Source organism: Aromatoleum petrolei, assembly GCF_017894385.1.
Taxonomy (GTDB): Bacteria; Pseudomonadota; Gammaproteobacteria; order Burkholderiales; family Rhodocyclaceae; genus Aromatoleum; species Aromatoleum petrolei.
This window is the reverse complement of record NZ_CP059560.1, coordinates 3,783,638-3,806,094: the sequence shown is the minus strand read 5'-3', so window position 1 is coordinate 3,806,094 and position 22,457 is coordinate 3,783,638. Positions and strand designations below refer to the sequence as shown.

The 22,457-nt window shown below is 65.8% G+C and carries 22 protein-coding genes; 14 read left to right on the top strand and 8 right to left on the bottom strand.

What is annotated here, in order from left to right; genetic code table 11:
• Window positions 1–296 precede the first annotated feature (296 nt).
• Both alaS and ToN1_RS17300 read right to left on the bottom strand, forming a co-directional pair.
• A complete protein-coding gene (gene alaS / locus ToN1_RS17305) occupies window positions 297–2,918 on the bottom strand; it encodes an alanine--tRNA ligase (RefSeq protein ID WP_169207518.1) in 2,622 nt (873 codons plus the stop codon).
• 136 nt (window positions 2,919–3,054) lie between these two features.
• A complete protein-coding gene (locus tag ToN1_RS17300; protein ID WP_169207517.1) occupies window positions 3,055–3,219 on the bottom strand; it encodes a hypothetical protein in 165 nt (54 codons plus the stop codon).
• Between the two features lie 126 nt (window positions 3,220–3,345).
• Here ToN1_RS17300 and ToN1_RS17295 point away from each other — a divergent pair, with 126 nt between their 5' ends.
• The gene (locus tag ToN1_RS17295) at window positions 3,346–3,897 is read left to right on the top strand and encodes a cob(I)yrinic acid a,c-diamide adenosyltransferase (RefSeq protein ID WP_169207516.1); all 552 of its coding nucleotides are present in this window, start codon (window positions 3,346–3,348) and stop codon (window positions 3,895–3,897) included.
• 63 nt (window positions 3,898–3,960) lie between these two features.
• Here ToN1_RS17295 and aroG read toward each other — a convergent pair whose 3' ends face one another.
• Window positions 3,961–5,046 carry a 3-deoxy-7-phosphoheptulonate synthase AroG gene (gene aroG, locus ToN1_RS17290; protein ID WP_169207515.1) on the bottom strand — a complete coding sequence of 362 codons (1,086 nt, stop codon included), beginning with the start codon at window positions 5,044–5,046 and terminating at the stop codon, window positions 3,961–3,963.
• Window positions 5,047–5,321: 275 nt separating this feature from the next.
• Between aroG and ToN1_RS17285 the strand changes: the two genes are divergently transcribed.
• From ToN1_RS17285 to ToN1_RS17270, 4 genes are all read left to right on the top strand, one after another.
• Window positions 5,322–5,825: a sigma-70 family RNA polymerase sigma factor gene (locus tag ToN1_RS17285; RefSeq protein WP_169207514.1), complete on the top strand. Its 504-nt coding sequence runs from the start codon at window positions 5,322–5,324 to the stop codon at window positions 5,823–5,825.
• A 2-nt stretch (window positions 5,826–5,827) separates the two neighbouring features.
• Window positions 5,828–6,595: an anti-sigma factor family protein gene (locus ToN1_RS17280; RefSeq protein WP_169207513.1), complete on the top strand. Its 768-nt coding sequence runs from the start codon at window positions 5,828–5,830 to the stop codon at window positions 6,593–6,595.
• 100 nt (window positions 6,596–6,695) lie between these two features.
• A complete protein-coding gene (gene msrP, locus ToN1_RS17275; protein WP_169207512.1) occupies window positions 6,696–7,640 on the top strand; it encodes a protein-methionine-sulfoxide reductase catalytic subunit MsrP in 945 nt (314 codons plus the stop codon).
• Window positions 7,641–7,648: 8 nt separating this feature from the next.
• The gene (locus tag ToN1_RS17270) at window positions 7,649–8,329 is read left to right on the top strand and encodes a protein-methionine-sulfoxide reductase heme-binding subunit MsrQ (RefSeq protein ID WP_169207511.1); all 681 of its coding nucleotides are present in this window, start codon (window positions 7,649–7,651) and stop codon (window positions 8,327–8,329) included.
• A 173-nt stretch (window positions 8,330–8,502) separates the two neighbouring features.
• Here the strand turns inward: ToN1_RS17270 and mog are convergent, their stop codons facing one another.
• Together mog and yjgA are read right to left on the bottom strand one after the other, a co-directional pair.
• Window positions 8,503–9,093 (bottom strand): molybdopterin adenylyltransferase, encoded by a 591-nt coding sequence (mog, locus tag ToN1_RS17265; RefSeq protein WP_169207510.1) that lies wholly within the window; start codon window positions 9,091–9,093, stop codon window positions 8,503–8,505.
• Window positions 9,094–9,121: 28 nt separating this feature from the next.
• On the bottom strand, window positions 9,122–9,700 hold the full coding sequence (gene yjgA / locus ToN1_RS17260; RefSeq protein ID WP_169207509.1) for a ribosome biogenesis factor YjgA: 579 nt from the start codon (window positions 9,698–9,700) through the stop codon (window positions 9,122–9,124).
• 61 nt (window positions 9,701–9,761) lie between these two features.
• Between yjgA and pmbA the strand changes: the two genes are divergently transcribed.
• From pmbA to ribD, 9 genes are all read left to right on the top strand, one after another.
• The gene (gene pmbA, locus ToN1_RS17255) at window positions 9,762–11,102 is read left to right on the top strand and encodes a metalloprotease PmbA (protein ID WP_169207508.1); all 1,341 of its coding nucleotides are present in this window, start codon (window positions 9,762–9,764) and stop codon (window positions 11,100–11,102) included.
• A 147-nt stretch (window positions 11,103–11,249) separates the two neighbouring features.
• Window positions 11,250–12,332, top strand: a complete 1,083-nt coding sequence (locus tag ToN1_RS17250; RefSeq protein ID WP_169207507.1) for a TRAP transporter substrate-binding protein — start codon at window positions 11,250–11,252, stop codon at window positions 12,330–12,332.
• A gap of 204 nt (window positions 12,333–12,536) precedes the next feature.
• Window positions 12,537–13,619, top strand: coding sequence for a TRAP transporter substrate-binding protein (locus tag ToN1_RS17245; protein WP_169207506.1), 1,083 nt, complete (start codon window positions 12,537–12,539; stop codon window positions 13,617–13,619).
• Window positions 13,620–13,751: 132 nt separating this feature from the next.
• On the top strand, window positions 13,752–14,360 hold the full coding sequence (locus tag ToN1_RS17240; RefSeq protein WP_169207505.1) for a TRAP transporter small permease subunit: 609 nt from the start codon (window positions 13,752–13,754) through the stop codon (window positions 14,358–14,360).
• Entirely contained in the window at window positions 14,357–16,045 is a 1,689-nt protein-coding gene (locus ToN1_RS17235; RefSeq protein WP_169207504.1) for a TRAP transporter large permease, read from the top strand. The genes ToN1_RS17240 and ToN1_RS17235 overlap by 4 nt, the downstream gene beginning before the upstream one ends.
• Window positions 16,012–16,683, top strand: a complete 672-nt coding sequence (locus ToN1_RS17230) for a histidine phosphatase family protein (protein ID WP_169207503.1) — start codon at window positions 16,012–16,014, stop codon at window positions 16,681–16,683. The genes ToN1_RS17235 and ToN1_RS17230 overlap by 34 nt, the downstream gene beginning before the upstream one ends.
• Before the next feature lie 113 nt (window positions 16,684–16,796).
• Window positions 16,797–18,047 carry a serine hydroxymethyltransferase gene (glyA, locus tag ToN1_RS17225; protein ID WP_169207502.1) on the top strand — a complete coding sequence of 417 codons (1,251 nt, stop codon included), beginning with the start codon at window positions 16,797–16,799 and terminating at the stop codon, window positions 18,045–18,047.
• Window positions 18,048–18,145: 98 nt separating this feature from the next.
• Window positions 18,146–18,661: a transcriptional regulator NrdR gene (gene nrdR / locus ToN1_RS17220; protein ID WP_169207501.1), complete on the top strand. Its 516-nt coding sequence runs from the start codon at window positions 18,146–18,148 to the stop codon at window positions 18,659–18,661.
• Complete coding sequence (gene ribD / locus ToN1_RS17215; RefSeq protein WP_169207500.1) at window positions 18,642–19,736, top strand: bifunctional diaminohydroxyphosphoribosylaminopyrimidine deaminase/5-amino-6-(5-phosphoribosylamino)uracil reductase RibD; 1,095 nt, start codon at window positions 18,642–18,644, stop codon at window positions 19,734–19,736. Before nrdR ends, ribD begins: the two co-directional genes overlap by 20 nt.
• A gap of 12 nt (window positions 19,737–19,748) precedes the next feature.
• On the opposite strand, the gene ToN1_RS17210 is transcribed toward ribD, so the two are convergent.
• The 3 genes from ToN1_RS17210 to ToN1_RS17200 form a co-directional block, all read right to left on the bottom strand.
• Entirely contained in the window at window positions 19,749–20,507 is a 759-nt protein-coding gene (locus tag ToN1_RS17210; protein ID WP_169207499.1) for a HesA/MoeB/ThiF family protein, read from the bottom strand.
• 64 nt (window positions 20,508–20,571) lie between these two features.
• On the bottom strand, window positions 20,572–21,024 hold the full coding sequence (locus ToN1_RS17205; RefSeq protein ID WP_169207498.1) for a hypothetical protein: 453 nt from the start codon (window positions 21,022–21,024) through the stop codon (window positions 20,572–20,574).
• Between the two features lie 30 nt (window positions 21,025–21,054).
• On the bottom strand, window positions 21,055–22,452 hold the full coding sequence (locus ToN1_RS17200; RefSeq protein ID WP_169207497.1) for a S41 family peptidase: 1,398 nt from the start codon (window positions 22,450–22,452) through the stop codon (window positions 21,055–21,057).
• Window positions 22,453–22,457 lie beyond the last annotated feature (5 nt).

The window sequence follows — 22,457 nt, the reverse complement described above, 5'->3', positions numbered from 1 at the left end:
AGGCGTCGTCGCCTTCCCCCGCAGGGCTGTCGAGAGCGCCGCCGGCCGGGTCGTCGCGGGGGAAAAACGGCGGCGCATGTCTGAGGGCGCGCAGCGCCCGAGTTTGCGCCGACGCCCCCGCGACGGCACGGCCGGCGGGAAGCCGAAGGCCGCGAACGCCTGCCCGGAGGGGGAAGGCGACGGCGCCGGCCACGGAGTCCCGCCCACCATCAAACCGCGCCCATGAAAGCACAAGAGCCCCGTCAGCCAAAGACCGACGGGGCTCCCGATTTCAACACCGCGAGAAAACCGGACGCTTACAACTTCCCGGCCACCCAGTCCGAAACCCCCGCCAGCGCCGCCGGCAGCTTAGACGGTTCGGTACCGCCCGCCTGCGCCATGTCCGGCCGGCCACCGCCCTTGCCGCCGACCTGCTGGGCGACGAAGTTCACCAGCTCGCCCGCCTTCACCTTCGCGGTCTGGTCCGCCGTCACGCCCGCGATCAGGCTCACCTTGCCGTCGGCCGTCGACGCCAGCACGATCGCCGCCGACTTCAGCTTGTCCTTCAGCTTGTCCATCGTCTCGCGCAGCGTCGGCACGTCCGCGCCGTCCAGCATCGCCGCCAGCACCTTGATGCCCTTCACATCGGTCGCCTGCGCCACCAGATCGTCGCCCTGGCTCGCCGCCAGCTTCGACTTCAGGCGCGCCAGCTCCTTCTCCAGCGCGCGCACGTTGTCGAGCACCGCCGCGACACGCTCGGCCACCTCGTCGGGCTGCGTCTTCAGCAACGCGGCCACGCCCTGCACACGACGCTCCTGCTCCTGCACGTAGCGTAGCGCGAGTTCGCCCGTCACCGCCTCGACGCGACGCACGCCGGCGGCCACACCGCCTTCCGACACGATCTTGAACAGGCCGATGTCGCCCGTGCGCGCCACGTGCGTACCGCCGCACAGCTCCCGCGTCGAACCGATCGTCATCACGCGCACCTCGTCGCCGTACTTCTCGCCGAAGAGCATCATCGCGCCGGTCTTCTGCGCCGCCTCAATCGGCATCAGCGATGCATCGGTCGCCGCGTTGGCAAGAATCTCTGCATTGACGATCTCCTCGACCTCACGGATTTCCTCAGCCGTCATCGGCGCGGTGTGCGCAAAGTCGAAGCGCGTCTTGTCCGGATCGACCTGCGAACCCTTCTGCAGCACATGCGTGCCCAGCACGTCGCGCAGCGCCTTGTGCATCAGGTGAGTGACCGAATGGTTGCGCTGCGTGCGCGCGCGCGCCGCCGCATCGACCTTCGCCGTTACCCCCTGCCCGACCGACAGCCGCCCCGTCTTCAACACGCCGTGATGGCCGAACACCGTCGCCTGGATCTTCTGCGTGTCCTCGACCGCGAAGATGCCCGCGGCACCGCGCAACTCGCCACGGTCGCCGACCTGGCCGCCCGACTCGGCATAGAAAGGCGTGTTGTCCAACACCACGACACCCATCTCGCCCTCGACCAGCTCGTTGACCGGCGCACCGTCCTTGTAAAGCGCGAGCACGTTGCCGCGCTCCTCGAGCCGCTCGTAGCCGTGGAAAGCCGTCGCCGGACCGTCGTACTCGAGGTTCGCCGTCATCTTGAACTTGCCGGCCGCGCGCGCCTGCTCCTTCTGGCGCGCCATCGCCGTGTCGAAAGCCGCCGCATCGACCGTCACGTCGCGCTCGCGGCACACGTCCGCGGTCAGGTCCAGCGGGAAGCCATAGGTGTCGTGCAGCTTGAACGCCGTCTCGCCGTTGAACACCTTCACGCCGGCCTCGGTCATCGCCGCCAGCTCGGCTTCCAGAATGGCCATGCCATTCTCGATGGTCGCGAAGAAGCGGTCCTCTTCCTGCTTCAGCACCTCCACCACACGCCCCTGGACGGCCTTCAGGTCGGGATAGGCCTCGCCCATCTCGGCGACGAGATCCGCGACCAAGCGGTGGAAGAAGGCCGCCCGTGCACCCAGCTTGTAGCCGTGGCGGATCGCGCGGCGAATGATCCGGCGCAGGACGTAGCCGCGGCCCTCGTTGCCGGGAATCACGCCGTCGGCAATCAGGAAGGAACAGGCACGAATGTGGTCGGCCAGAACCTTCAGGCTCGGGCTGTCGAGGTCCGCGGTCTTCGTCTCGCGCGCCGCCGCCTTGATCAGGCTCTGGAACAGGTCGATCTCGTAGTTGCTATGCACATGCTGCAGCACTGCCGAGATGCGCTCCAGGCCCATCCCGGTGTCCACGCTCGGCTTCGGCAGCGGATGCATCACGCCGGCCTCGTCGCGGTTGAACTGCATGAACACGTTGTTCCAAATCTCGATGTAGCGGTCGCCGTCCTCCTCGGGCGATCCCGGAGGGCCGCCCCAGATTTCGGGGCCGTGGTCGTAGAAGATCTCGGTGCACGGACCGCAGGGACCGGTGTCGCCCATCATCCAGAAATTGTCGGAGGCGTAGCGCGCGCCCTTGTTGTCGCCGATGCGAATCACGCGCTCGGCCGGCACACCCACATCCTTGGTCCAGATGTCGTAGGCCTCGTCGTCCTCGGCGTACACGGTGACCCACAGCTTGTCCTTGGGCAGCTTGAACTCCCCAGTCAGCAGCTCCCACGCATAGGCGATCGCGTCGCGCTTGAAGTAGTCGCCAAAGCTGAAGTTGCCCAGCATCTCGAAGAAGGTGTGATGCCGGGCCGTGTAGCCGACGTTCTCGAGGTCGTTGTGCTTGCCGCCGGCGCGCACGCATTTCTGCGAGGTCGTCGCGCGGGAGTAGGGGCGCTTGTCAAAACCGAGGAACACATCCTTGAACTGGTTCATCCCCGCGTTCGTGAACAGCAGGGTGGGATCCTCGTGTGGCACCAGCGAACTGGATGCGACGATCTGGTGGCCTTTCGACTCGAAGAACTTCAGGAACTTCTCGCGGATTTCAGCGCTTTTCATGGATGGGGTTCGCCTCGGCTGCGTCACTACAGCGGAATTCGTAAAAGACGAATTCTAACTCCAACTGCCGCCCCGCCGCCGTCATGCGCAGCGCGGCTGCACGCGTCGCCAGCCGGACTCCCCCCGACCCGGTACATCAGGTCAGATGCACAGGCAAAGCCGCTGCCGCCACCGCACCCGGCGGCACCGAAAGCGTTGCCGGAATCGCAACAAAGGCACAAGTCATCACGAGCAGCAGGCTGCCTGCAACGACACTTACGAACTGGCCGAAAAATTCCGTTTCCCGTAGCTTCATCATCATCGCCCCCTTGGCTGTGGACGGTTCACAGCATACGGACCACGAATGAACACGGGCTGAACACCGGAGGCAACTCCCGAGGCATCCCTTATAATCGGCCAACCCACGATTACACAGGACCACGAGCACATGGGACACCGGCTTTCCAAGATTTACACCCGCACCGGCGACGCCGGCACCACCGGCCTGGGCGACGGCAAGCGCGTCTCGAAGAACAGCCTGCGAATCCACGCACTCGGGGAAGTCGATGAGCTCAACGCCGCCATCGGCGTTCTGCTGTGCGAGGAGCTGCCCGAAGATGTTCGCGCCCTGCTGACCGACGCACAACACGACCTCTTCGACCTCGGCGGCGAGGTGTGCATCCCCGGCATGAGCATGATCACCGCGAAACAGGTGGAGAAGCTCGAACAGGAACTGGACCGCCACAACGAACCGCTGGAGCCGCTGAAGGACTTCATCCTGCCCGGCGGCACCCGCCCGGCCGCGCTCGCGCACCACGCACGCACCGTATGCAGGCGGGCGGAACGGGCGCTGGTCGCGCTGGCGCTCGAGGAGGCCGTCAACGACGGTCCGCGCCAATATCTGAACCGCCTCTCGGACCTGCTGTTCGTGCTCGGCCGCGTGCTCAACCGTGCCGGCGGCCGCGGCGACGTGCTGTGGCAGAAGCGCAAGAACGCCTGATCGGGCACAGACCGCAGCGGTAACGGTCCCCGCGCCGCAATGCCCCGGCGCGGGGCAACCGACTCACTCCAGATCGGCGCCCTTGCTGACACGCCGCTGGCGCACCGCCTCGGCAAGAATTTCGAGCACGGTCACACTGTCCTCCCAGCCGATGCACGCATCGGTGATGCTCTTGCCGTACTCCAGTTCCTTGCCGGGAACCAGATCCTGACGCCCTTCCTTCAGGTGCGACTCGACCATCACGCCGATGATGCGATCCTCGCCCGCGGCCATCTGCACCCCGACGTCGCGCGCGACGTCGATCTGCAGGCGGTGCTGCTTGCGGCTGTTGGCATGCGAGGCATCGATCATGACCTTGCCCGGAACACCCGAGGCCGCCAACTCCTTGCATGCCGCGTCGACGCTCGCCGCATCGTAGTTAGGCGCCTTGCCACCGCGCAGGATCACGTGGCAATCCTCGTTGCCCATCGTCGACACGATCGCCGAATGACCGGCCTTGGTCACCGACAGGAAATGGTGCGGCGACTGCGCAGCCTTGATCGCATCGACGGCAATCTTGACGTTCCCGTCGGTGCCGTTCTTGAAGCCGACCGGGCACGACAAACCGGATGCGAGCTCGCGGTGCACCTGGCTCTCGGTCGTGCGCGCACCGATCGCCCCCCACGAGATCAGGTCGCCGATGTACTGCGGCGTGATCATGTCGAGGAATTCGGTGCCGGCCGGCAGGCCCATCTCGTTGATTTCCCACAGCAGCTTGCGCGCGAGACGCACGCCCTCGTTGATGCGGAAGCTGTTGTCGAGGAAAGGATCGTTGATCAGTCCCTTCCAGCCGACGGTCGTGCGCGGCTTCTCGAAATACACGCGCATGACGACGAGCAGTTCGTCCTTGAAGCGCGCCGCCTCGGCCTTCAGCTTGCGCGCATATTCGAGCGCCGCATCGATGTCGTGGATCGAACAGGGCCCGATCACGACCAGCAGGCGGTCGTCGGCGCCGAACAGGATGCGATGGGTCGCCTGCCGTGCCTCGAACGCCACTTCCGCCGACTTCGGGGTCGCCGGATACTCGCGCAGCACGTGCGCCGGCGGCACCAGCTCCTTGATTTCCTTGATGCGGACGTCGTCGATGTGGATCTTGACTGAAGCGGACATGGCGAAAACTCTGCAGGATGGCTTTGGCAAGCCTTCGATTCTAGCCCAAGATGAGCATCCGACGCTGAGCCGCAGCGCCACGACAGCCGTGATGCTCATCGGCGCCGGCTTGACGCTTCGCTGCAGATCGACCGGAATAAAGTGCGCACACCGATTGTTTATGGCGTAACGAACCCCTGATGCGAGCAAGCATGAACACCCGGCACCGCGCGAATCGACCCTGCCAAATCCCCGCCGGACGCACGGATCCGAGCTGACACGGTTAGCCGCCCCGCATGTTCTCCGACGACGCCCTCCTCGCCGAAATCCCGCGCCTGCGCCGCTACGCGCGCGGGCTCACGGGCGACGCCGCACGGGCCGACGACCTCGTGCAGGACACGCTGGAACGCGCGCTAGTGAAGGGGCGCCTTTGGCGCCCGGGCAATCTGCGAGCCTGGCTGTTGACAATGATGCACAACGTATTCGTGAACCAGTACCGCGCCTCGGGCGCGATGGACTTCCGGGCCCCCGAAGACCTGCCCGAGGTTGCAGTACGCCCCCAACAACTGGATGGCATCGAGCTGCGCGAACTGGAACGCGCACTGCAACAGCTATCCCCCGAGCAGCGCGAAGTGCTGCTGCTGGTCACCCTGGAAGACATGAGCTACGAGGACACCGCCCGCATCCTCGGCACGCCCATCGGCACCGTCATGTCGCGCCTGTCGCGTGCACGCGAGCGCCTGCGCCAGGTGCTCGCCGGGCAATCCGCCGTGCCCGACTACCTGAAGGTTGTGAAATAGCCATGCCACGCCCGATCTGCGAAGACGATCTGCATGCCTGGGTCGATCGGCGACTCGACGCCCCCCGCCGCGCCGAGGTCGACGCATGGCTGGCCGAGGACCCGGCTCGCGCGGCACGCGTCGAGGGCTGGCGCACGGACAACGAAACACTGCACCGCGCCTATCAACCTCTCCTCGAAGAGCCTGTCCCGGCACGCCTGCGCGCCACGCTCGAACGGCGCCGGCCCGCGCGGACCCTCCGCATCGCCGCCGTTGCCGCCTGGATGACCATCGGCGCGCTTGCGGGCGCGGGTGTCGGCTACCACGTGGGTCAGACCTCCGCCCCGGATGGCGATACCCTTGCATCCCTGCCCCATCGCGCCGCGGTCGCCCATGCGGTGTATTCGCCCGAAGTCCGCCACCCGGTCGAAGTCGGCGCGGATCAGGAACAGCACCTCGTCGCCTGGCTCACGAAACGCCTCGGCGCCCCGGTGAAGCTTCCGGACCTGCGCGAACAAGGATTCGCGCTGCTGGGCGGACGTCTGCTGCCGGCGGCCGACGGCCCCAGCGCCCAGTTCATGTACGAGAACGACGGCGGCCGCCGCCTCACGCTCTATCTCAGCGTTCGCGACGACGACGCCGGCACGACGGCATTCCGCTACGCGCAACAGGGCGACGTGGGCGTGTTCTACTGGGTGGATGGCCGCTTCGCCTACGCCCTGTCCGGCCAGTTCGGCCGCGACGCGCTGCTGCCGCTCGCGAACAGCGTCTATCACCAGATCGCGCCCTGACCGGAGCTCCACGCCGAGCGGGTCAAATTCCCCAATCAGGCGGAACTTCGGCATCATGCGGATGCCGAACGAGCAAGCTTTCACCCCACGACGTCACGCGATGCGAATCCTCAGGCCCAGCGACATCCTTCCATCCGAAATCACTCCGCGAGCCCTGTTCGAGGACCGGCGGCGCTTCCTTCACGGCGCCGGAGCGACCCTCGCCGCCGGGGCCGCGATGTGGGCCGGCCTGCCGACCGACGCGCGCGCCGCAACCGCCAAGCTGGGCCCGCTGGCACGCTCGCCGTTCAGCAGCGACGAGACTCAGACGCCATACAAGTCGGTCACGACCTACAACAACTACTACGAATTCGGCACCGACAAGGAAGATCCGGCCGCGAACGCCGGCAAGCTGCAGGTGCGCCCGTGGACCGTGCGCATCGAGGGCCTCGCCGGCAAGCCCCGCAGCTTCGATATCGACGACCTGCTGCGGCTCGCACCGCTCGAGGAACGCATCTACCGCCTGCGCTGCGTCGAGGCGTGGTCGATGGTGATCCCCTGGGTCGGCTTTCCGCTGTCGGCGCTGCTCAAACAGGTCGACCCGCTGGGCAGCGCGAAGTACGTCGAGTTCGTCACCCACTACGACGCGAACATCATGCTGCGCCGCCCGGTGCTCGACTGGCCCTACACCGAGGGCCTGCGCATGGACGAGGCGATGCATCCCCTGACCTTGCTCACGCTCGGCCTGTACGGGGAGGTCCTGCCGAACCAGAACGGCGCGCCGGTGCGCATCGTGGTGCCGTGGAAGTACGGTTTCAAGAGCGCGAAATCCATCGTCGCGATCCGCCTCGTCGAGAAGGAGCCCCGCACCGCGTGGAACAAGGCCGCACCGAGCGAGTACGGCTTCTATTCGAACGTGAACCCGAACGTCGACCATCCACGCTGGAGCCAGGCCACCGAACGGCGCATCGGCGAATTCCGCAAGCGCCCGACGCTGATGTTCAACGGCTATGCGGAGCAGGTCGCGAGCCTGTACCAGGGCATGGACCTGCGCAAGTCTTTCTGACCCGTCCGATGACCAAGACCCCGTCCGCTGCCCAGCTCGCCGCGATCAAGTCGGCCTTGTTTGCCTTGTGCCTCATCCCGCTCGCGTACTACGCGCAGCGCTGGTTCGACGACGCCCTCGGCGCAAACCCGATCGAGGCGATCACGCGCGCAAGCGGCGAGTGGACGCTGCGCTTCCTGCTCATCACGCTGGCCGTCACGCCGCTGCGCAAGCTCACCGGCCTCAACTGGCTGATTCGCCTGCGCCGCACGCTGGGCCTGTTTGCCTTCTTCTACGCCAGCCTGCACTTCACCACGTATGTCTGGCTCGACCAGTTCTTCGACCTGCAGGCAATGGCGCGCGACATCATGAAGCGCCCCTTCATCACCGTGGGCTTCGCCGCCTTTGTGCTGCTTGTCCCGCTCGCCCTCACGTCGAACAACTACGCGATCCGGCGCCTCGGCGGACGCCGCTGGCAGTCGCTGCACTGCTCAGTGTACGCGATCGGCATCCTCGCGATCGTGCATTACTGGTGGCTGGTGAAGGCCGACATCCTCGAACCGATGATCTACGGCCTGATTCTCGCCGCGCTGCTCGGCGTGCGCGGCTGGTGGCGCGAGCAGGAACGCCGCCGCCAGGTCACCACGAGCATGCCGCCGCCCCGGATGCCGGGCGCGAAGGTCATTCCGCTCGTCGCGAAGTCGCGCTAGGAGCCTGTCTGACTTGAAGAATCGAAGCGAAAATTCGGCTGGGCGAGGACAGATTTTGTCGATTTTGCAGGTCAATAGTTATTCTATTGACCAAAAAAGCGGCGAAATATGGACCGCCCAGGCGGATTTGCAGCCGATTCCCTTTAAGTCCGGCAGGCTCCTATGACTGCGAATCAGCCCTGCTTCGGCCGGATCGCGTGTTTCGGCCGGAAGGCCTTGATCACCGCCTCGTCGGTCTCGACGTAGGGGCCGCCGATGAGGTCGATGCAGTAGGGAATCGCCGCGAAGATGCCGACGTGCGCAACCGAGCCGTCGACCGCACGGAGGCCTTCCAGCGTCTCGCGGATCGACTTCGGCTGCCCCGGCAGGTTCACGATCAGCGACTTGCCGCGGATCACCGCGACCTGGCGCGACAGGATCGCCGTCGGCACGAAATTCAGGCTGATGCGGCGCATCTCCTCGCCGAAGCCGGGCATCTCCTTCTCGCCCACCGCCAGCGTCGCTTCCGGCGTCACGTCGCGCACGGCCGGCCCGGTGCCACCGGTCGTCAGGATCAGCGAGCAGCCCACGGTGTCGACGAGATCGACCAGCGTGCGTTCGATCATCGGGCGTTCGTCCGGAATCAACCGCGTCTCGGCGCGCCACGGCGAGGTCAGCGCCTTCGCGAGCCAGTCCTTCAGCGCAGGAATGCCCTGATCCTCGTAGGTGCCGTCGGAAGCCCGGTCGCTGATCGAGACCAGGCCGATGGTGATTTCGTCGCTCATTGTGTCTCCCTCATTGCATCCCGGTCGTTCATTCGTCGGCGTCGTCGTCGCCCGCAACATCCTCGCCGGCCCCCTCGCCCGCCCCGGCATCGAGGTCGCGCAGGATGCGGAAAATCTCGCGAAAGGCGCGCGGCGGCTTGTTCTGCTCGCGCTCCTTGATTGCGTTGCGGCGCAGCGTGCGCAGCTGCTGGAAATCGGCCTCGGGCCAGTGCTCGCCGATCGCCTGCAGTGTCTTCTCGTCCTCGATCAGATCGGCACGCAGGCGCTCCAGACGATGCTGGCGCGCGATTTCTGCCTTCGAGATGCCATTGAAAACATCCAACTGCGCCTGGATCGGCGCCGGGTCGACGTTGCGCATCAGCTTGCCGACATACTGCATCTGGCGCCGGCGCCCTTCGTGGCTGGTGATGCGCTTGGCCTCGCGCACCGCCTCGGCGAGCGAGTCGGGCATCGGCACCTTCTTCAGCTGGTCCAGCGACAAGGCCACCAGCTGCTCACCCAGATCCTGCAGCGCATGCATGTCGCGTTTGCGCTGGCTCTTGCTCGGCCGCTCCGGAAACCCCGAATCGTCGTCCGGAAGCATTTCGTCGTCGTGGGCGTGGCTCATGAAAAGTACAGTCGGTTGGAACGGGGTAAGATTATAGCCTTTGCTCAACGGTCTCCCGCCCATGTCCGATCAAGGCTTCTCCTTCCCCTCCGACCGCCTGCAGGAAATCGCCAGCGACGTCCTCAAGTTCGCGAAAAAGCGCGGCGCGTCGGCCTGCGAAACCGACGTCTCGGAAGGCTTCGGCCAGTCCGCGACGGTGCGCAAGGGCGAAGTCGATACGATCGAGTACAACCGCGACAAAGGCATCGGCGTCACGGTGTACCTCGGCCAGCAGCGCGGACACGCCAGCACCTCCGATTTCTCCAAAGCAGCCCTCAAGGCGACCGTCGACGCGGCGATCTCGATCGCGCGCTTCACGGCCCCGGATCCCTGCGCCGGGCTCGCCGACGCCGCACTGATGGCGAAGGACTGCCCCGACCTCGATCTCCACCACCCCTGGCGTCCAGGCGTGGAGGACGCGATCGCCGCCGCGCGCCGCTGCGAGGACACCGCCTTCGCGACCAGCCCGAAGATCACGAACTCCGAAGGCGCCACCGTCTCGACCCAGGAATCGCACTTCATCTCTGCCAACAGCAACGGCTTCATGGGCGGCTACGCCAGCTCGCGCCACAGCGTGTCGTGCTCGGTCATCGCCGGCGAGGGCGACGCCATGCAGCGCGAATACTGGTACGACACGCGCCGCGACGCCGCCGAGCTAATGTCGCCCGAATCGGTGGGCCAGCGCGCCGCCGAGCGCGCGCTCGCCCGCCTCGGTGCGAAGAAGATCAAGACCTGCGAAGTCCCCGTGCTGTTCGACGCCACCCTCGCCGTGTCGCTGATCGGCAACTTCGTGTATGCGGTGAGTGGCGGCTCGCTGTACCGCAAATCCTCCTTCCTGCTCGACAGCCTCGGCCAGCCCGTATTCTCGCCGCTCGTGAGCATCTCCGAACGCCCGCACCTGCCCAAGGCCTTCGGCTCCAGCCCCTTCGACAGCGACGGCGTGGCCACGCACGACCGCGAAGTCGTCACCGACGGCGTGCTGCAAGGCTATTTCCTGTCGACCTACTCGGCGCGCAAGCTCGGCCTGCAGACCACCGCCAACGCCGGCGGATCGCACAACCTCATCGTCAAGCCGGGCGACATGGACTTCGCCGCGCTGGTCAAGCACATGGACCGCGGCCTCGTCGTCACCGAACTCCTCGGCCAGGGCGTCAATTACGTCACTGGCGACTACTCGCGCGGCGCCGCCGGTTTCTGGGTCGAGAAGGGCAAGATCAAGCATGCCGTGGAAGAAATCACCATCGCCGGCAACCTGCGCGACATGTTCCGCAGCATCGTCGCGGTCGGCAACGACGCCCTGCCGCGCGGCGCGAAAATCTGCGGCTCGATCCTCATCGAACGCATGAAGATCGCCGGGCGCTGAGCACCCCGGCACATCTGCCCCACCGCGGCGCAGTGGCATTCCCGCCGCGCTGGGCTATGATCTCGGGCACGATCCGGTGCGACGGCGTCGCACCGGATCATCTCATCGTCATTGTCTCGGTTCCAGAACGGATAACAAGGAGAGATCGTGGAACGTCGCAAGTTTCTCAAAGGGGCCGGCCTTGCCGGCGTGCTCGCCAGCGGCACCGCGCCAGCCATCGTCCATGCCCAAGAAAACATCCGCTGGCGCCTCGCGTCGAGCTTCCCGAAGTCGCTCGACACCCTGATCGGCGCCGCTGAAGTCTTCTCGAACCGCGTCTCCGAGCTCACGGGCGGCAAATTCCAGGTCACCGTGCACGCAGCGGGCGAACTGGTCCCCGCCTTCGGCGTGGTCGACGCGATCCAGCAGGGCACGATCGAATGCGCCAACACCGCCCCGTACTATTTCTTCGGCAAGGATGAAGCCTTCGCCTTCGACTGTGCCATCCCCTTCGGCATGAACGAGCGCCAGCTCAATGCCTGGATGTTCGACGGCAACGGCGGGAAGCTGCTGCGCGAGTTCTATGCGCCGTACAACATCATCAGCTTCCCGATGGGTAACACCGGCGCACAGATGGGCGGCTGGTTCCGCAAGGAGATCAAGTCGGTCGCCGACTTCAACGGCCTGAAATTCCGTGTCGGCGGCTTCGGCGGCCGCGTGCTCGCCAAGCTCGGCGTGGTCTCGCAGAACATTCCCGCCGGCGAAATCTATTCGGCGCTGGAAAAGGGCGCGCTCGACGCGACCGAATTCGTCGGCCCGCACGACGACCTCAAGCTCGGCCTGTACCGTGTCGCGCCCTACTACTACTACCCCGCATGGTGGGAAGGCAGCGCGCAGACCACGCTGTACGTCAGCGCCAAGGCCTTCAACGGGCTGTCGAAGGAATATCAGGCAGCCGTGCGCGCCGCCGCCGCCGAGTCGCACGTCATCACCCAGGCGCGCTACGACGCACGCAATCCGCCCGCGCTCAAGCAACTGATCTCCGAAGGCGCCAAGCTCCGCCGCCTGCCCAAGGACGTGATGGACGCCGCGTTCAAGGCCTCGCGCGAGGTCTACACGGAACTCAACGACAAGAACCCGAACTGGAAGAAAATCTACGACGACTACTCCCGCTTCATGAAGGAGCAGTACCAGTGGACGGCGATCGCCGAAAGCAGCTACGACCAGTACATGGCGGCACAGAAGCTCTGATCCGCCCGCTGCACGGGGGCCGAACCGCAGCAGCGGCGCCGCCCCCCGTTTCGCTCGCCGTGAAGGCGCGCAGGCACGCTGCGACACTCCCCCAGAGCGCAGCAGCGCCCGTCATTAGGGTTTTCCGCGGCTTTTTCGACCTAGTCCGAACGGGGTACTCTCCGCGCCATTACAACCAGCAACACCTCTGAGAGGAGACTTCTTGTGGAACGTCGCAAATTCCTGAAGAACGCCGGTCTTGCCGGAATCATTGCTGCAGGTACGGCTCCGGCGATCGTCGGCGCACAACAGGCCATCCGCTGGCGTCTGGCGTCGAGCTTCCCCAAATCGCTCGAGACCCTCTTCGGCGGCGCCGAAACCTTCGCCAAGAACGTCACCGAAGCGACGGGCGGCAAATTCACCGTCAGCGTGCATGCGGCAGGCGAACTCGTCCCCGCCTTCGGCGTCGTCGACGCGCTGCAGCAGGACACCATCGAGTGTGCGCACACCGCGCCCTACTACTTCTTCGGCAAGGACGAGACCTTCGCGCTCGACTGCGCCATCCCCTTCGGCATGAACGCACGCCAGATGGCCGGGTGGATGAACGAAGGCAACGGCATGAAGCTGCTGCGCGAATTCTATGCCCAGTTCAACATCGTGAATTTCATGATGGGCAACTCCGGCGCGCAGATGGGCGGCTGGTACCGCAAGGAGATCAAGTCGGTCGCCGACATCAACGGCCTCAAGATCCGCATCGGCGGCTTCGCCGGTCGCGTGATCTCGAAGCTGGGCGCCGTGCCGCAGAACATCCCCGCCGGCGAAATCTACCAGGCGCTGGAAAAGGGCACCGTGGATGCCGCCGAATGGATCGGCCCCTACGACGACCTGCGCCTCGGCCTGCACAAGGTCGCGAAGAACTACTACTACCCGGCATGGTGGGAAGGCAGCACGCAGTTCTCGCTGCTCGTCAATGCCAAGGCGTTCAACGGCCTGTCGAAGGAATACCAGTCCATCGTGCGCCAAGCCGCCGCCGACGCCCACATCGAGGTGCTGGCGCGCTACGACGCCCACAACCCGACCGCGCTCAAGCAGCTCATCGCGGAAGGCGCCAAGCTGCAGCGCCTGCCCAAGGACGTCATGGACGCAGCCTTCAAGGCCTCGCGTGAAGTCTATGCCGAGCTGAACAGCAAGAACCCGGCGTGGAAGAAGGTCTACGCCGACTACTCGCGCTTCCTCGCCGATGCCTACCAGTGGCAGGGCATTGCCGAAGGCAGCTACGACCAGTACATGGCAGCACAGAAGCTCTAAGCAACGCCCCGGACGGCCCGCTTCGGCGGGCCGTTTCCAATTCCGCCGCCGCCCGCTGCGATGCAGCACGGCGACGGGCAGGGCCTCTCGGGCGCTGCACTTGTGTTTCCCCACGTCTCAGGCACAACCTCCATGGGAACTCTCCTCAAGCTGTCACAAACCATCGATGCCGTCAGCCGTCTGATCGGCCGGACCATCATCTGGTTCATCTTCGCCACAGCGGTGATCAGCGCGTTGAACGCGGTGGCGCGCAAGGCATTCAACGTCGGCTCGAACGCCTTCCTGGAGATCCAGTGGTACCTGTTCGCCGCCGTGTTCATGCTCGGCGCCGGCTATGCCTTCCTGCAGAACGCCCACGTGCGCATCGACGTCATCGCGAATAAGCTCAGCCCGCGTTTGCGCAACATCATCGACGTCATCGGCATCATCGTGTTCCTGCTGCCGCTGTGCTACTTCATGATCACCTTCTCGTGGCCGGTCGTGCACGGCGCCTGGGTGTCCGGCGAAATGTCCTCCAACGCGGGCGGCCTCATCCGCTGGCCGGTCTATGCGCTGGTTCCTGCCGGTTTCGGCCTCCTCGGCCTGCAGGCGATCTCCGAATTCATCAAGCGCATTGCCTTCCTCACCGGCAATGGCCCCGACTGCCTCGCCCGCGATACCCATAACGACGTCGAGGAACACATCCACGCCGCCGTCGGCGACACCACCCCGAACAACGCAGCCGGCGAGTCCCAAAAATGATCGAATTCGTCACCGCCAACATCGCCCCGATCATGTTCGGGGTCATCATCTTCTTCCTGCTGTCCGGCTTTCCCGTCGCCTTCTCCCTATCGGCCTGCGGCCTGTTCTTTGGCTTCGTCGGCCTGGAACTGGGCATCATCCCGTCCACGCTGTTCCAGGCCCTGCCTCTGCGCGTGTTCGGCATCATGCAGAACGACACGCTGCTGGCGATACCCTTCTTCACACTGATGGGACTGGTGCTCGAACGAAGCGGCATGGCCGAAGATCTGCTCGAAACCGTGGGCCAGGTCTTCGGACCGGTGCGTGGTGGCCTCGCCCTCGCGGTCATCTTCGTCGGCGCGCTGCTCGCAGCCACCACCGGCGTCGTTGCCGCCTCGGTGATCTCGATGGGCCTGATCTCGCTGCCCATCATGCTGCGCTACGGCTACAGCCGCCCGATCGCTGCCGGCGTCATCACCGCCTCCGGCACGCTCGCCCAGGCGCTCCCGCCGTCGCTGGTACTGATCGTCATGGCCGACCAGCTCGGCCGCAGCGTCGGCGACATGTACAAGGGCGCAATGATCCCCGCGCTCGCGCTGGTCGGCCTGTACGCACTGTTCATCATCGGGCTTGCGATCTTCAAGCCCAAGATGGTTCCCGCCCTGCCGCCCGAGGCGCTCGCCTACCGCGAGCCCGACGGCAGCGCCGGGCTGCGCTCGCTCGGCATCCTCGCGCTCGTCGTCACCGCCGCATCCGTCATCCTCGGCAAGAACTACGGCGCCGTGCTGACCTGGATGAAGGGCACCGACGTCATCGCTCCGGCACTCGACGAAGTGATCGTCGTCGCGCTGACCTTCGGCACGATCTTCGCGCTCGTGCTCGCCCTCATAAACAAGGGTCTCAAGCTCGGTCTACTCTCGCGCATCGCCGAGCGCGTCACCTTCGTCCTGATCCCGCCGCTGATCCTGATCTTCCTCGTCCTCGGCACGATCTTCCTCGGCGTCGCGACGCCCACGGAAGGCGGCGCGATGGGCGCGGTCGGCGCAATGATCATGGCCGCATCGCGCAAACGCCTCGACTTCAAGACCTTGGTGCAGGCCCTCGAATCGACCTCGCGGCTGTCGATCTTCGTGCTCTTCATCCTCGTGGGCTCGACGATCTTCAGCTTCGTGTTCACCGCGGTAGACGGCCAGATCTGGGTCGAGCACCTGTTCGACAAGCTGCCCGGCGGCCAGATCGGCTTCCTGCTGTTCGTGAACACGGTGATCTTCTTCCTCGGCTGCTTCATCGACTTCTTCGAGATTGCCTTCATCCTGCTGCCGCTGCTCGGGCCGGTCGCCGACAAGATGGGCATCGACCTGATCTGGTTCGGTATCATCATCGCGATGAACCTGCAGACCTCCTTCCTGACCCCGCCGTTCGGCTTCGCGCTGTTCTATCTGCGCAGCGTTGCGCCCGCGAATGCCTACCTCGACCGCGTCACCAACAAGCGCATCGAGGGATTCAAGACCGGCGACATCTACCGCGGCTCGGTGGCCTTCGTGATCATCCAGATCGTCATGGTCGGCCTGATCATCGCCTTCCCCGGACTCGTGACGGGTGGACTGGACGAGAAGACCAAGGTCGACCTCGACACCATCCAGATCCAGCAACCGACTGGCGGCGACGGCGGATGGGGCGAGAGCGGCGGAGGCGCGTGGAAGTGAAGTCCACTCGCCTGTGCCTGGTGCGGCACGGCGAAACCGCCTGGAATGCGGAAATGCGGCTGCAGGGGCACCTCGACGTGCCCCTCAACCGCACCGGCGAAGCCCAGGCGGCGGCCACCGCGGCCGGCCTCGCCACCGTGCATTTCGCCGCCGTCTACTGCAGCGACCTGCAACGCGCGCGGCAGACGGCCGCCGCCATCACCCGCGATCGCGCAGCCGCGGTCGAGTTCCACGACCGCCTGCGCGAGCGCAACTACGGCGCCTTCCAGGGGCTCACCTACGCCGAGGCCGCGGCCCGCTTTCCCGAAGATTATCTCCGCTTCAAGCAGCGCGACCCGCACTTCACCTTTCCGGGCGGCGGCGAAAGCCTGGCCGAATTCGCGGGCCGCATCGAGAGACTGCTCACCGACTTCGCCGCGAGCCATCAAGGCGAGCAGATCCTCGTCGTCACCCACGGCGGCGTGCTCGACATCGTCCATCGGCTCGCCGCCGGCAAGGCGCTCGAAGCTCCGCGCGACTTCGCCATCCCGAACGCCGCGCTCAACTGGATCGAATACGACGGCACGCGCTGGCATCTGGTGAGCTGGGCCGACAAACGCCATCTCGAGAGCGCTCGCGACGAGTTGCCCAATGCCTGAAGCCGGGCATCCCCGCACCCCCGCCGGCGCGCCGCGCTGCCGGGGGATGCGATTCATGCGCACCCTCCGCGCGTGCTAATATCCGCCTTTAATCACCCCTTCGAGACCGTTTCATGTTCTCTGCGCAAGACACCCTCGCCAAGGTCGACCCGGAACTGTGGACTGCCATCCAGGCCGAAAACCGTCGTCAGGAAGACCACATTGAACTCATCGCCTCGGAAAACTACGTTTCCAACGCAGTGATGGAAGCGCAGGGTTCCCAGCTGACCAACAAGTACGCCGAAGGCTATCCGGGCAAGCGCTACTACGGTGGTTGCGAGCACGTGGACGTCGTCGAGCAGGTCGCAATCGACCGCCTCAAGAAGCTCTTCGGCGCTGACGCCGCGAACGTGCAAGCGAACTCCGGCTCGCAGGCCAACCAGGCCGTGCTGATGGCTTTCGCCAAGCCTGGCGACACCATCATGGGCATGAGCCTCGCCGAAGGCGGCCACCTCACCCACGGCATGCCGCTGAACATGTCGGGCAAGTGGTTCAACGTCGTCGCCTACGGCCTGAACGAGAAGGAAGAGATCGACTACGACCAGATGGAGCGCCTCGCCCGCGAGCACAAGCCGCGCATCATCGTCGCCGGCGCCTCCGCCTACTCGCTGCGCATCGACTTCGAGCGCTTCGCCAAGGTCGCCAAGGAAATCGGCGCGATCTTCTGGGTGGACATGGCGCACTACGCCGGCCTCATCGCCGCGGGCTACTACCCGAACCCGGTACCGCACGCCGACGTCGTCACCTCCACCACGCACAAGACGCTGCGCGGCCCGCGCGGCGGCATCATCCTGATGAAGGCCGAGCACGAGAAGGCCATCAACTCCGCGATCTTCCCCGGCCTGCAGGGCGGCCCGCTGATGCACGTCATCGCCGGCAAGGCCGTTGCCTTCAAGGAAGCGCTGACGCCGCAGTTCCGCAACTACCAGGAACAGGTCATCGCCAACGCCCGCGTGATGGCGCGCGTCCTCGGCGAGGAGCGCGGCCTGCGCATCGTCTCCGGCCGCACCGAAAGCCACGTGTTCCTCGTCGACCTGCGCGCGAAGAACATCACCGGCAAGGCTGCCGAGGCCGCACTGGGCGCCGCGCACATCACCGTGAACAAGAACGCGATCCCCAAGGATCCCGAGAAGCCCTTCGTCACTTCCGGCATCCGCATCGGGTCGCCGGCCATGACCACGCGCGGCTTCACCGAGATCGAAGCCGAACAGATCGCACACCTGATCGCCGACGTACTCGACGCCCCCGAGGATGAAGCCGTCCTCACGCGCGTGCGGGACAAGGTCGCCGAGCTGTGCGCCAAGCACCCGGTATATGGAAAGTAATCCGCAGACGACCAGTCCTGCGTGAACAAGCGGGGTGTGCCGTCCTTGCACGGCGCACCCCGTTTTCTTGTGCGAGTTGAGAAAGGCCGACACACACCATGAAGTGTCCGTTCTGCGGCGACCCCAACACCCAGGTTACCGACACGCGCGAGAACGAGGACGGCGAGGTCGTCCGTCGCCGGCGCCGCTGCGCCCATTGCGACAAGCGCTTCACGACCTACGAGCGCATCGACCTCAAGATGCCGCACATCATCAAGCGCAATGGCATGCGCACCGAATTCGACCACGACAAGCTCACGAGCAGCCTGAAGCTCGCGCTGCGCAAGCGCCCCGTAACCCTGGAAGCCCTGGAAGCCTCGGTCGACCGCATCGAGGCAAAGCTCCTGTCCATGGGCGAAACGGAAGTCCCGAGCGAGAAGATCGGCGAACTCGTGATGAAGGAGCTCAAGAAGCTCGACAAGGTCGCCTACATCCGCTTCGCGTCGGTGTATCGGAATTTCGCCGACGTCGACGAATTCTCCGAAGTGATTCGAGAGGTGCAGACGCGGCCGAAGCGCGCGCGCAAGGAAAGCCCCGACCCCGCCGGTACCGAGAATGACCTTTTCGGCAACTGACCACCGCGCGATGGCCCGTGCGCTGCAACTCGCTGCGCGCGGCCTGGAGACCACGACGCCGAACCCGCGGGTCGGCTGCGTGCTGATGCGCGACGGCGAGATCGTCGGCGAGGGCTGGCACCGGCGCGCCGGCGAGGCGCATGCCGAGATCGAGGCCCTCAAACTCGCCGGCGTCGCGGCACGCGGCGCGACCGCCTATGTGACCCTCGAACCCTGCGCCCACCACGGCCGCACGCCACCCTGCGCCGAAGCGCTGATTCGCGCCGGGATCGTGCGCGTCGTCGCGGCGATGGAGGATCCCAACCCCCTCGTCGCCGGCCGCGGCATCGCAATGCTGCACGAAGCCGGCATCGCGGCGAGCAGTGGCCTGATGGCCGACCAGGCGCATGAACTGAACATCGGTTTCATTTCGCGCATGACGCGCGGACGCCCCTGGTTGCGCCTCAAGGCCGCGAGCACCCTGGACGGCAAGACTGCGCTCAACAACGGCACCAGCCAATGGATCACCGGCGAGGCAGCCCGGCGCGACGGCCATCGCTGGCGCGCGCGCGCGTGCGCGGTACTCACGGGTATCGGCACGGTGCGCGGGGACGACCCGCAGCTCAACGTGCGCGCGGTACCCTGCGAACGCCAACCGCAGCGCGTGCTCGTCGACGCGCGGCTGGAGGTGCCGCTCTCGGCCAGGATCCTGCAGGGCGGACAGTGCCTCGTCGCGGCCGCCTTCGCGGACGAAGAGAAGGTCGCCGCGCTCGCCGAGCGCGGCGTCGAGGTCGTCGTGCTGCCGGACGCCACCGGGAAGGTGGATCTGCCGGCCCTGATGCAGGAACTCGGGCGTCGCGGCTGCAACGAAGTCCACGCCGAAGCGGGTTTCAAGCTCAACGGATCCTTGCTGCGCGAAGGCTGCGTCGACGAGATGCTGCTTTACATGGCGCCCATGCTTGTCGGCGACGCGGCACAGGGGCTGTTCAACCTCCCCGAACTTACCGCCCTGGACGAGGCGGTGCGGCTCGATCTTCGCGACGTACGCAGCATCGGCAACGATCTGCGGATCATCGCCCGCCCGCGCGCGGACTGACCGAGGCGGCGTTCAGGCGTCGCCGCGGCCGGCGCACACGGCGCAGCCGGGATCCCGTCCGAGCGTCACGCTGCGCCATTCCATGCCGAGGCCGTCGAGCAGCAGCAGTCGGCCATCCAGCGTCGTACCGCAGCCGACCAGCAGTTTCAGCGCCTCTGCCGCCTGGGTCGCGCCGATGATGCCGGTCAGCGGTGCGAACACCCCCATCACCGCACAGCGGATCTCCTCCACCTCCTGCCCCTCGGGGAACAGGCAGTGGTAGCACGGGCTCTCGCCCTGGCGCAGATCGAAGACCGAGACCTGACCGTCGAAACGGATCGCCGCACCCGACACCAGCGGCTTGCGATGCCGCACGCATGCGCGGTTGATCGCATGACGCGTAGCGAAATTGTCGGAGCAGTCGAGCACCACGTCGGCGGCCGCCACCTGCGCATCGAGGGCATCCCCCTCCAGGCGCGCCGCCACCGTTTCGACGCGGGCAAACGGATTCAGGCGCAGCAGCGTGTCGCGCCCCGATTCGACTTTCAGGCGTCCGACACCCTCCGCGCTGTGCAGGATCTGGCGCTGCAGGTTGGTGAGATCCACGGTGTCGCCGTCGCACAGGACCAGCGTACCGACACCCGCGGCGGCCAGATACATCGCAGCCGGCGAGCCGAGCCCGCCCGCCCCCACCACGAGCACGCGCGCGGCGAGGATCGCCTCCTGGCCCTCGACACCGATTTCCGGCAGCAGGATGTGGCGGCTGTAGCGGAGAAGCTGATCGTCATTCATCGGCACAAATTTCCACACGGTGCCGGACCCAACGCCGGCACATCAACGCCCTGAGTGATCGGGCTTACTTGTATTCGCGGAATTCCGGCGGCGTGTCGTCGTGGTCGCCGTGGAGGTGGTGTTCGTACACCTTCACGTAGACCTCGTTCGACTTCTTGATCAGCCGCTCGGGAGACTCGACATTGTGCCGCTGCGTTTCCTCGCAGAAATACACGACGGCGCGCGTCAGTTTCACATACAGGGAATTGTCGAGGTGGAATCCTGCATCGCTCAGCGCGTCCTCCAGCGCCTCGAGCGAGAACTCGAGCACCGAATAGGAAACGACGATCGAATGCACGCGGTCCCCGTGGGGCGCGGCATGCAGCCCCTTGAGCAGGCGCAGCGAGCGCAGCGCCTGCTCCGCCTGGCGGGGAGGGTACTCGGAGAAGCGGATTTCCCGCTCCTTGAACAGCCCTGCCGCGGCCACGGGATGCTCATGATGGCGGCCGGCCAGTTTGTAGGCGGTTTCTCTGCGCATCCCTGCCCCCGTTCAATCGCCCTTATCGGGTCATTGTTTTTTATTCTGGACGATCTGCAGGCCTTTGAGAAGATTCACCGCCTGCCCGAGCTGATAGTCGTCCTTGCCGGCGAATTCGAAACGGTGCGGCGACGCCGCCTCGTCGTCTCCGCCCGGCGCCTTGCCGCCCTCGCCAGCCGGCTGCTGCGCCTCCTTGAGCTTGCGTTCGGCATCCGGATCCTTGTCGTTGCCGAGGTGCCCGTCGAGGTCGGCCTCGCGCAAACGGCGCGAGGACCCGTTGGCGCTTTCCTCCACGACGATGTCCGGCTCGATGCCCTTGGCCTGGATCGAACGGCCGCTCGGCGTGTAATAGCGCGCGGTGGTCAGCTTGATCGCGGTGCTGGCATTGAGCGGCAGGATGGTCTGCACGGACCCCTTGCCGAAGGTCTGGGTGCCCATCACCACCGCGCGCTTGTGATCCTGCAGCGCACCGGCGACGATCTCCGACGCCGACGCAGAACCGGCATTCACGAGCACCACCATCGGCAGCGTGCGCGCGCCCTGGGGCAAGGACTTGAGGAAATCCTCGCGCGTGCCGCGCAGGTAGTCCTCGGGGCTCGCGCGATATTCGCGCTTCGCGTCCTCGGTACGCCCGTCGGTGGACACCACCAGCGTATTGCTCGGCAGGAAGGCCGCCGCGACGCCAACCGCGCCGTGCAGCAGGCCGCCCGGGTCGTTACGCAGGTCGAGGACCAAGCCCTTCAGCTCCGTGCCCTTCGACAGCTTGCCGAGATGCTCGACCACGGACTGCGCAGTGTTCTCCTGGAACTGCGCGACGCGCAGGTAACCGTAGCCCGGCTCGACGACCTTGGACTTGACGCTCTGCACCTTGATCACCTCGCGGGTGATCTTCAGCACGAGGGGTTTCGGCTCGCCCTTGCGTGCGATCGTCAGCGTGATGTCGGTCTTGGGCTTGCCGCGCATACGCTTGACCGCATCGTTCAGGTTCATGCCCTTGACCGGCGTGTCATCGAGCTTGACGATGAGGTCGCCCGCCTTCACTCCGGCACGATAGGCCGGCGTGTCCTCGATCGGCGAGATGACCTTGACGAAGCCATCTTCCATGCCGACCTCGATGCCCAGGCCGCCGAACTCGCCGTGCGTGCCGACCTGCAGTTCCTTGTAGGCTTCGGCGTCGAGATAGGCGGAATGGGGGTCGAGCCCGCTCAGCATGCCGCTGATGGCGTGATTGATGAGCTTCTTGTCCTCGACCGGCTCGACGTAGCCCTGCTTGATGGCATTGAAGACGTCGGCAAATGCGCGCAACTCCTCCACCGGCAGCGGTGCCTGCGTGGCCTTGTCGGCACTGGCGGAAAAATTGAGGCTGATCAGCACGCCGGCCACCACGCCGGTCATCACCAGTCCCGCTTTTTGAAGCTTGTTGCGCATGAGCA

Bases quoted from the DNA above. Each gene is read 5' to 3' on its own strand.
- alaS (WP_169207518.1), bottom strand. From the start codon at position 2,918: ATGAAAAGCGCTGAAATCCGCGAGAAGTTCCTGAAGTTCTTCGAGTCG.
- ToN1_RS17300 (WP_169207517.1), bottom strand. From the start codon at position 3,219: ATGATGATGAAGCTACGGGAAACGGAATTTTTCGGCCAGTTCGTAAGT.
- ToN1_RS17295 (WP_169207516.1), top strand. From the start codon at position 3,346: ATGGGACACCGGCTTTCCAAGATTTACACCCGCACCGGCGACGCCGGC.
- aroG (WP_169207515.1), bottom strand. From the start codon at position 5,046: ATGTCCGCTTCAGTCAAGATCCACATCGACGACGTCCGCATCAAGGAA.
- ToN1_RS17285 (WP_169207514.1), top strand. From the start codon at position 5,322: ATGTTCTCCGACGACGCCCTCCTCGCCGAAATCCCGCGCCTGCGCCGC.
- ToN1_RS17280 (WP_169207513.1), top strand. From the start codon at position 5,828: ATGCCACGCCCGATCTGCGAAGACGATCTGCATGCCTGGGTCGATCGG.
- msrP (WP_169207512.1), top strand. From the start codon at position 6,696: ATGCGAATCCTCAGGCCCAGCGACATCCTTCCATCCGAAATCACTCCG.
- ToN1_RS17270 (WP_169207511.1), top strand. From the start codon at position 7,649: ATGACCAAGACCCCGTCCGCTGCCCAGCTCGCCGCGATCAAGTCGGCC.
- mog (WP_169207510.1), bottom strand. From the start codon at position 9,093: ATGAGCGACGAAATCACCATCGGCCTGGTCTCGATCAGCGACCGGGCT.
- yjgA (WP_169207509.1), bottom strand. From the start codon at position 9,700: ATGAGCCACGCCCACGACGACGAAATGCTTCCGGACGACGATTCGGGG.
- pmbA (WP_169207508.1), top strand. From the start codon at position 9,762: ATGTCCGATCAAGGCTTCTCCTTCCCCTCCGACCGCCTGCAGGAAATC.
- ToN1_RS17240 (WP_169207505.1), top strand. From the start codon at position 13,752: ATGGGAACTCTCCTCAAGCTGTCACAAACCATCGATGCCGTCAGCCGT.
- ToN1_RS17235 (WP_169207504.1), top strand. From the start codon at position 14,357: ATGATCGAATTCGTCACCGCCAACATCGCCCCGATCATGTTCGGGGTC.
- ToN1_RS17230 (WP_169207503.1), top strand. From the start codon at position 16,012: ATGGGGCGAGAGCGGCGGAGGCGCGTGGAAGTGAAGTCCACTCGCCTG.
- glyA (WP_169207502.1), top strand. From the start codon at position 16,797: ATGTTCTCTGCGCAAGACACCCTCGCCAAGGTCGACCCGGAACTGTGG.
- nrdR (WP_169207501.1), top strand. From the start codon at position 18,146: ATGAAGTGTCCGTTCTGCGGCGACCCCAACACCCAGGTTACCGACACG.
- ribD (WP_169207500.1), top strand. From the start codon at position 18,642: ATGACCTTTTCGGCAACTGACCACCGCGCGATGGCCCGTGCGCTGCAA.
- ToN1_RS17210 (WP_169207499.1), bottom strand. From the start codon at position 20,507: ATGAATGACGATCAGCTTCTCCGCTACAGCCGCCACATCCTGCTGCCG.
- ToN1_RS17205 (WP_169207498.1), bottom strand. From the start codon at position 21,024: ATGCGCAGAGAAACCGCCTACAAACTGGCCGGCCGCCATCATGAGCAT.
- ToN1_RS17200 (WP_169207497.1), bottom strand. From the start codon at position 22,452: ATGCGCAACAAGCTTCAAAAAGCGGGACTGGTGATGACCGGCGTGGTG.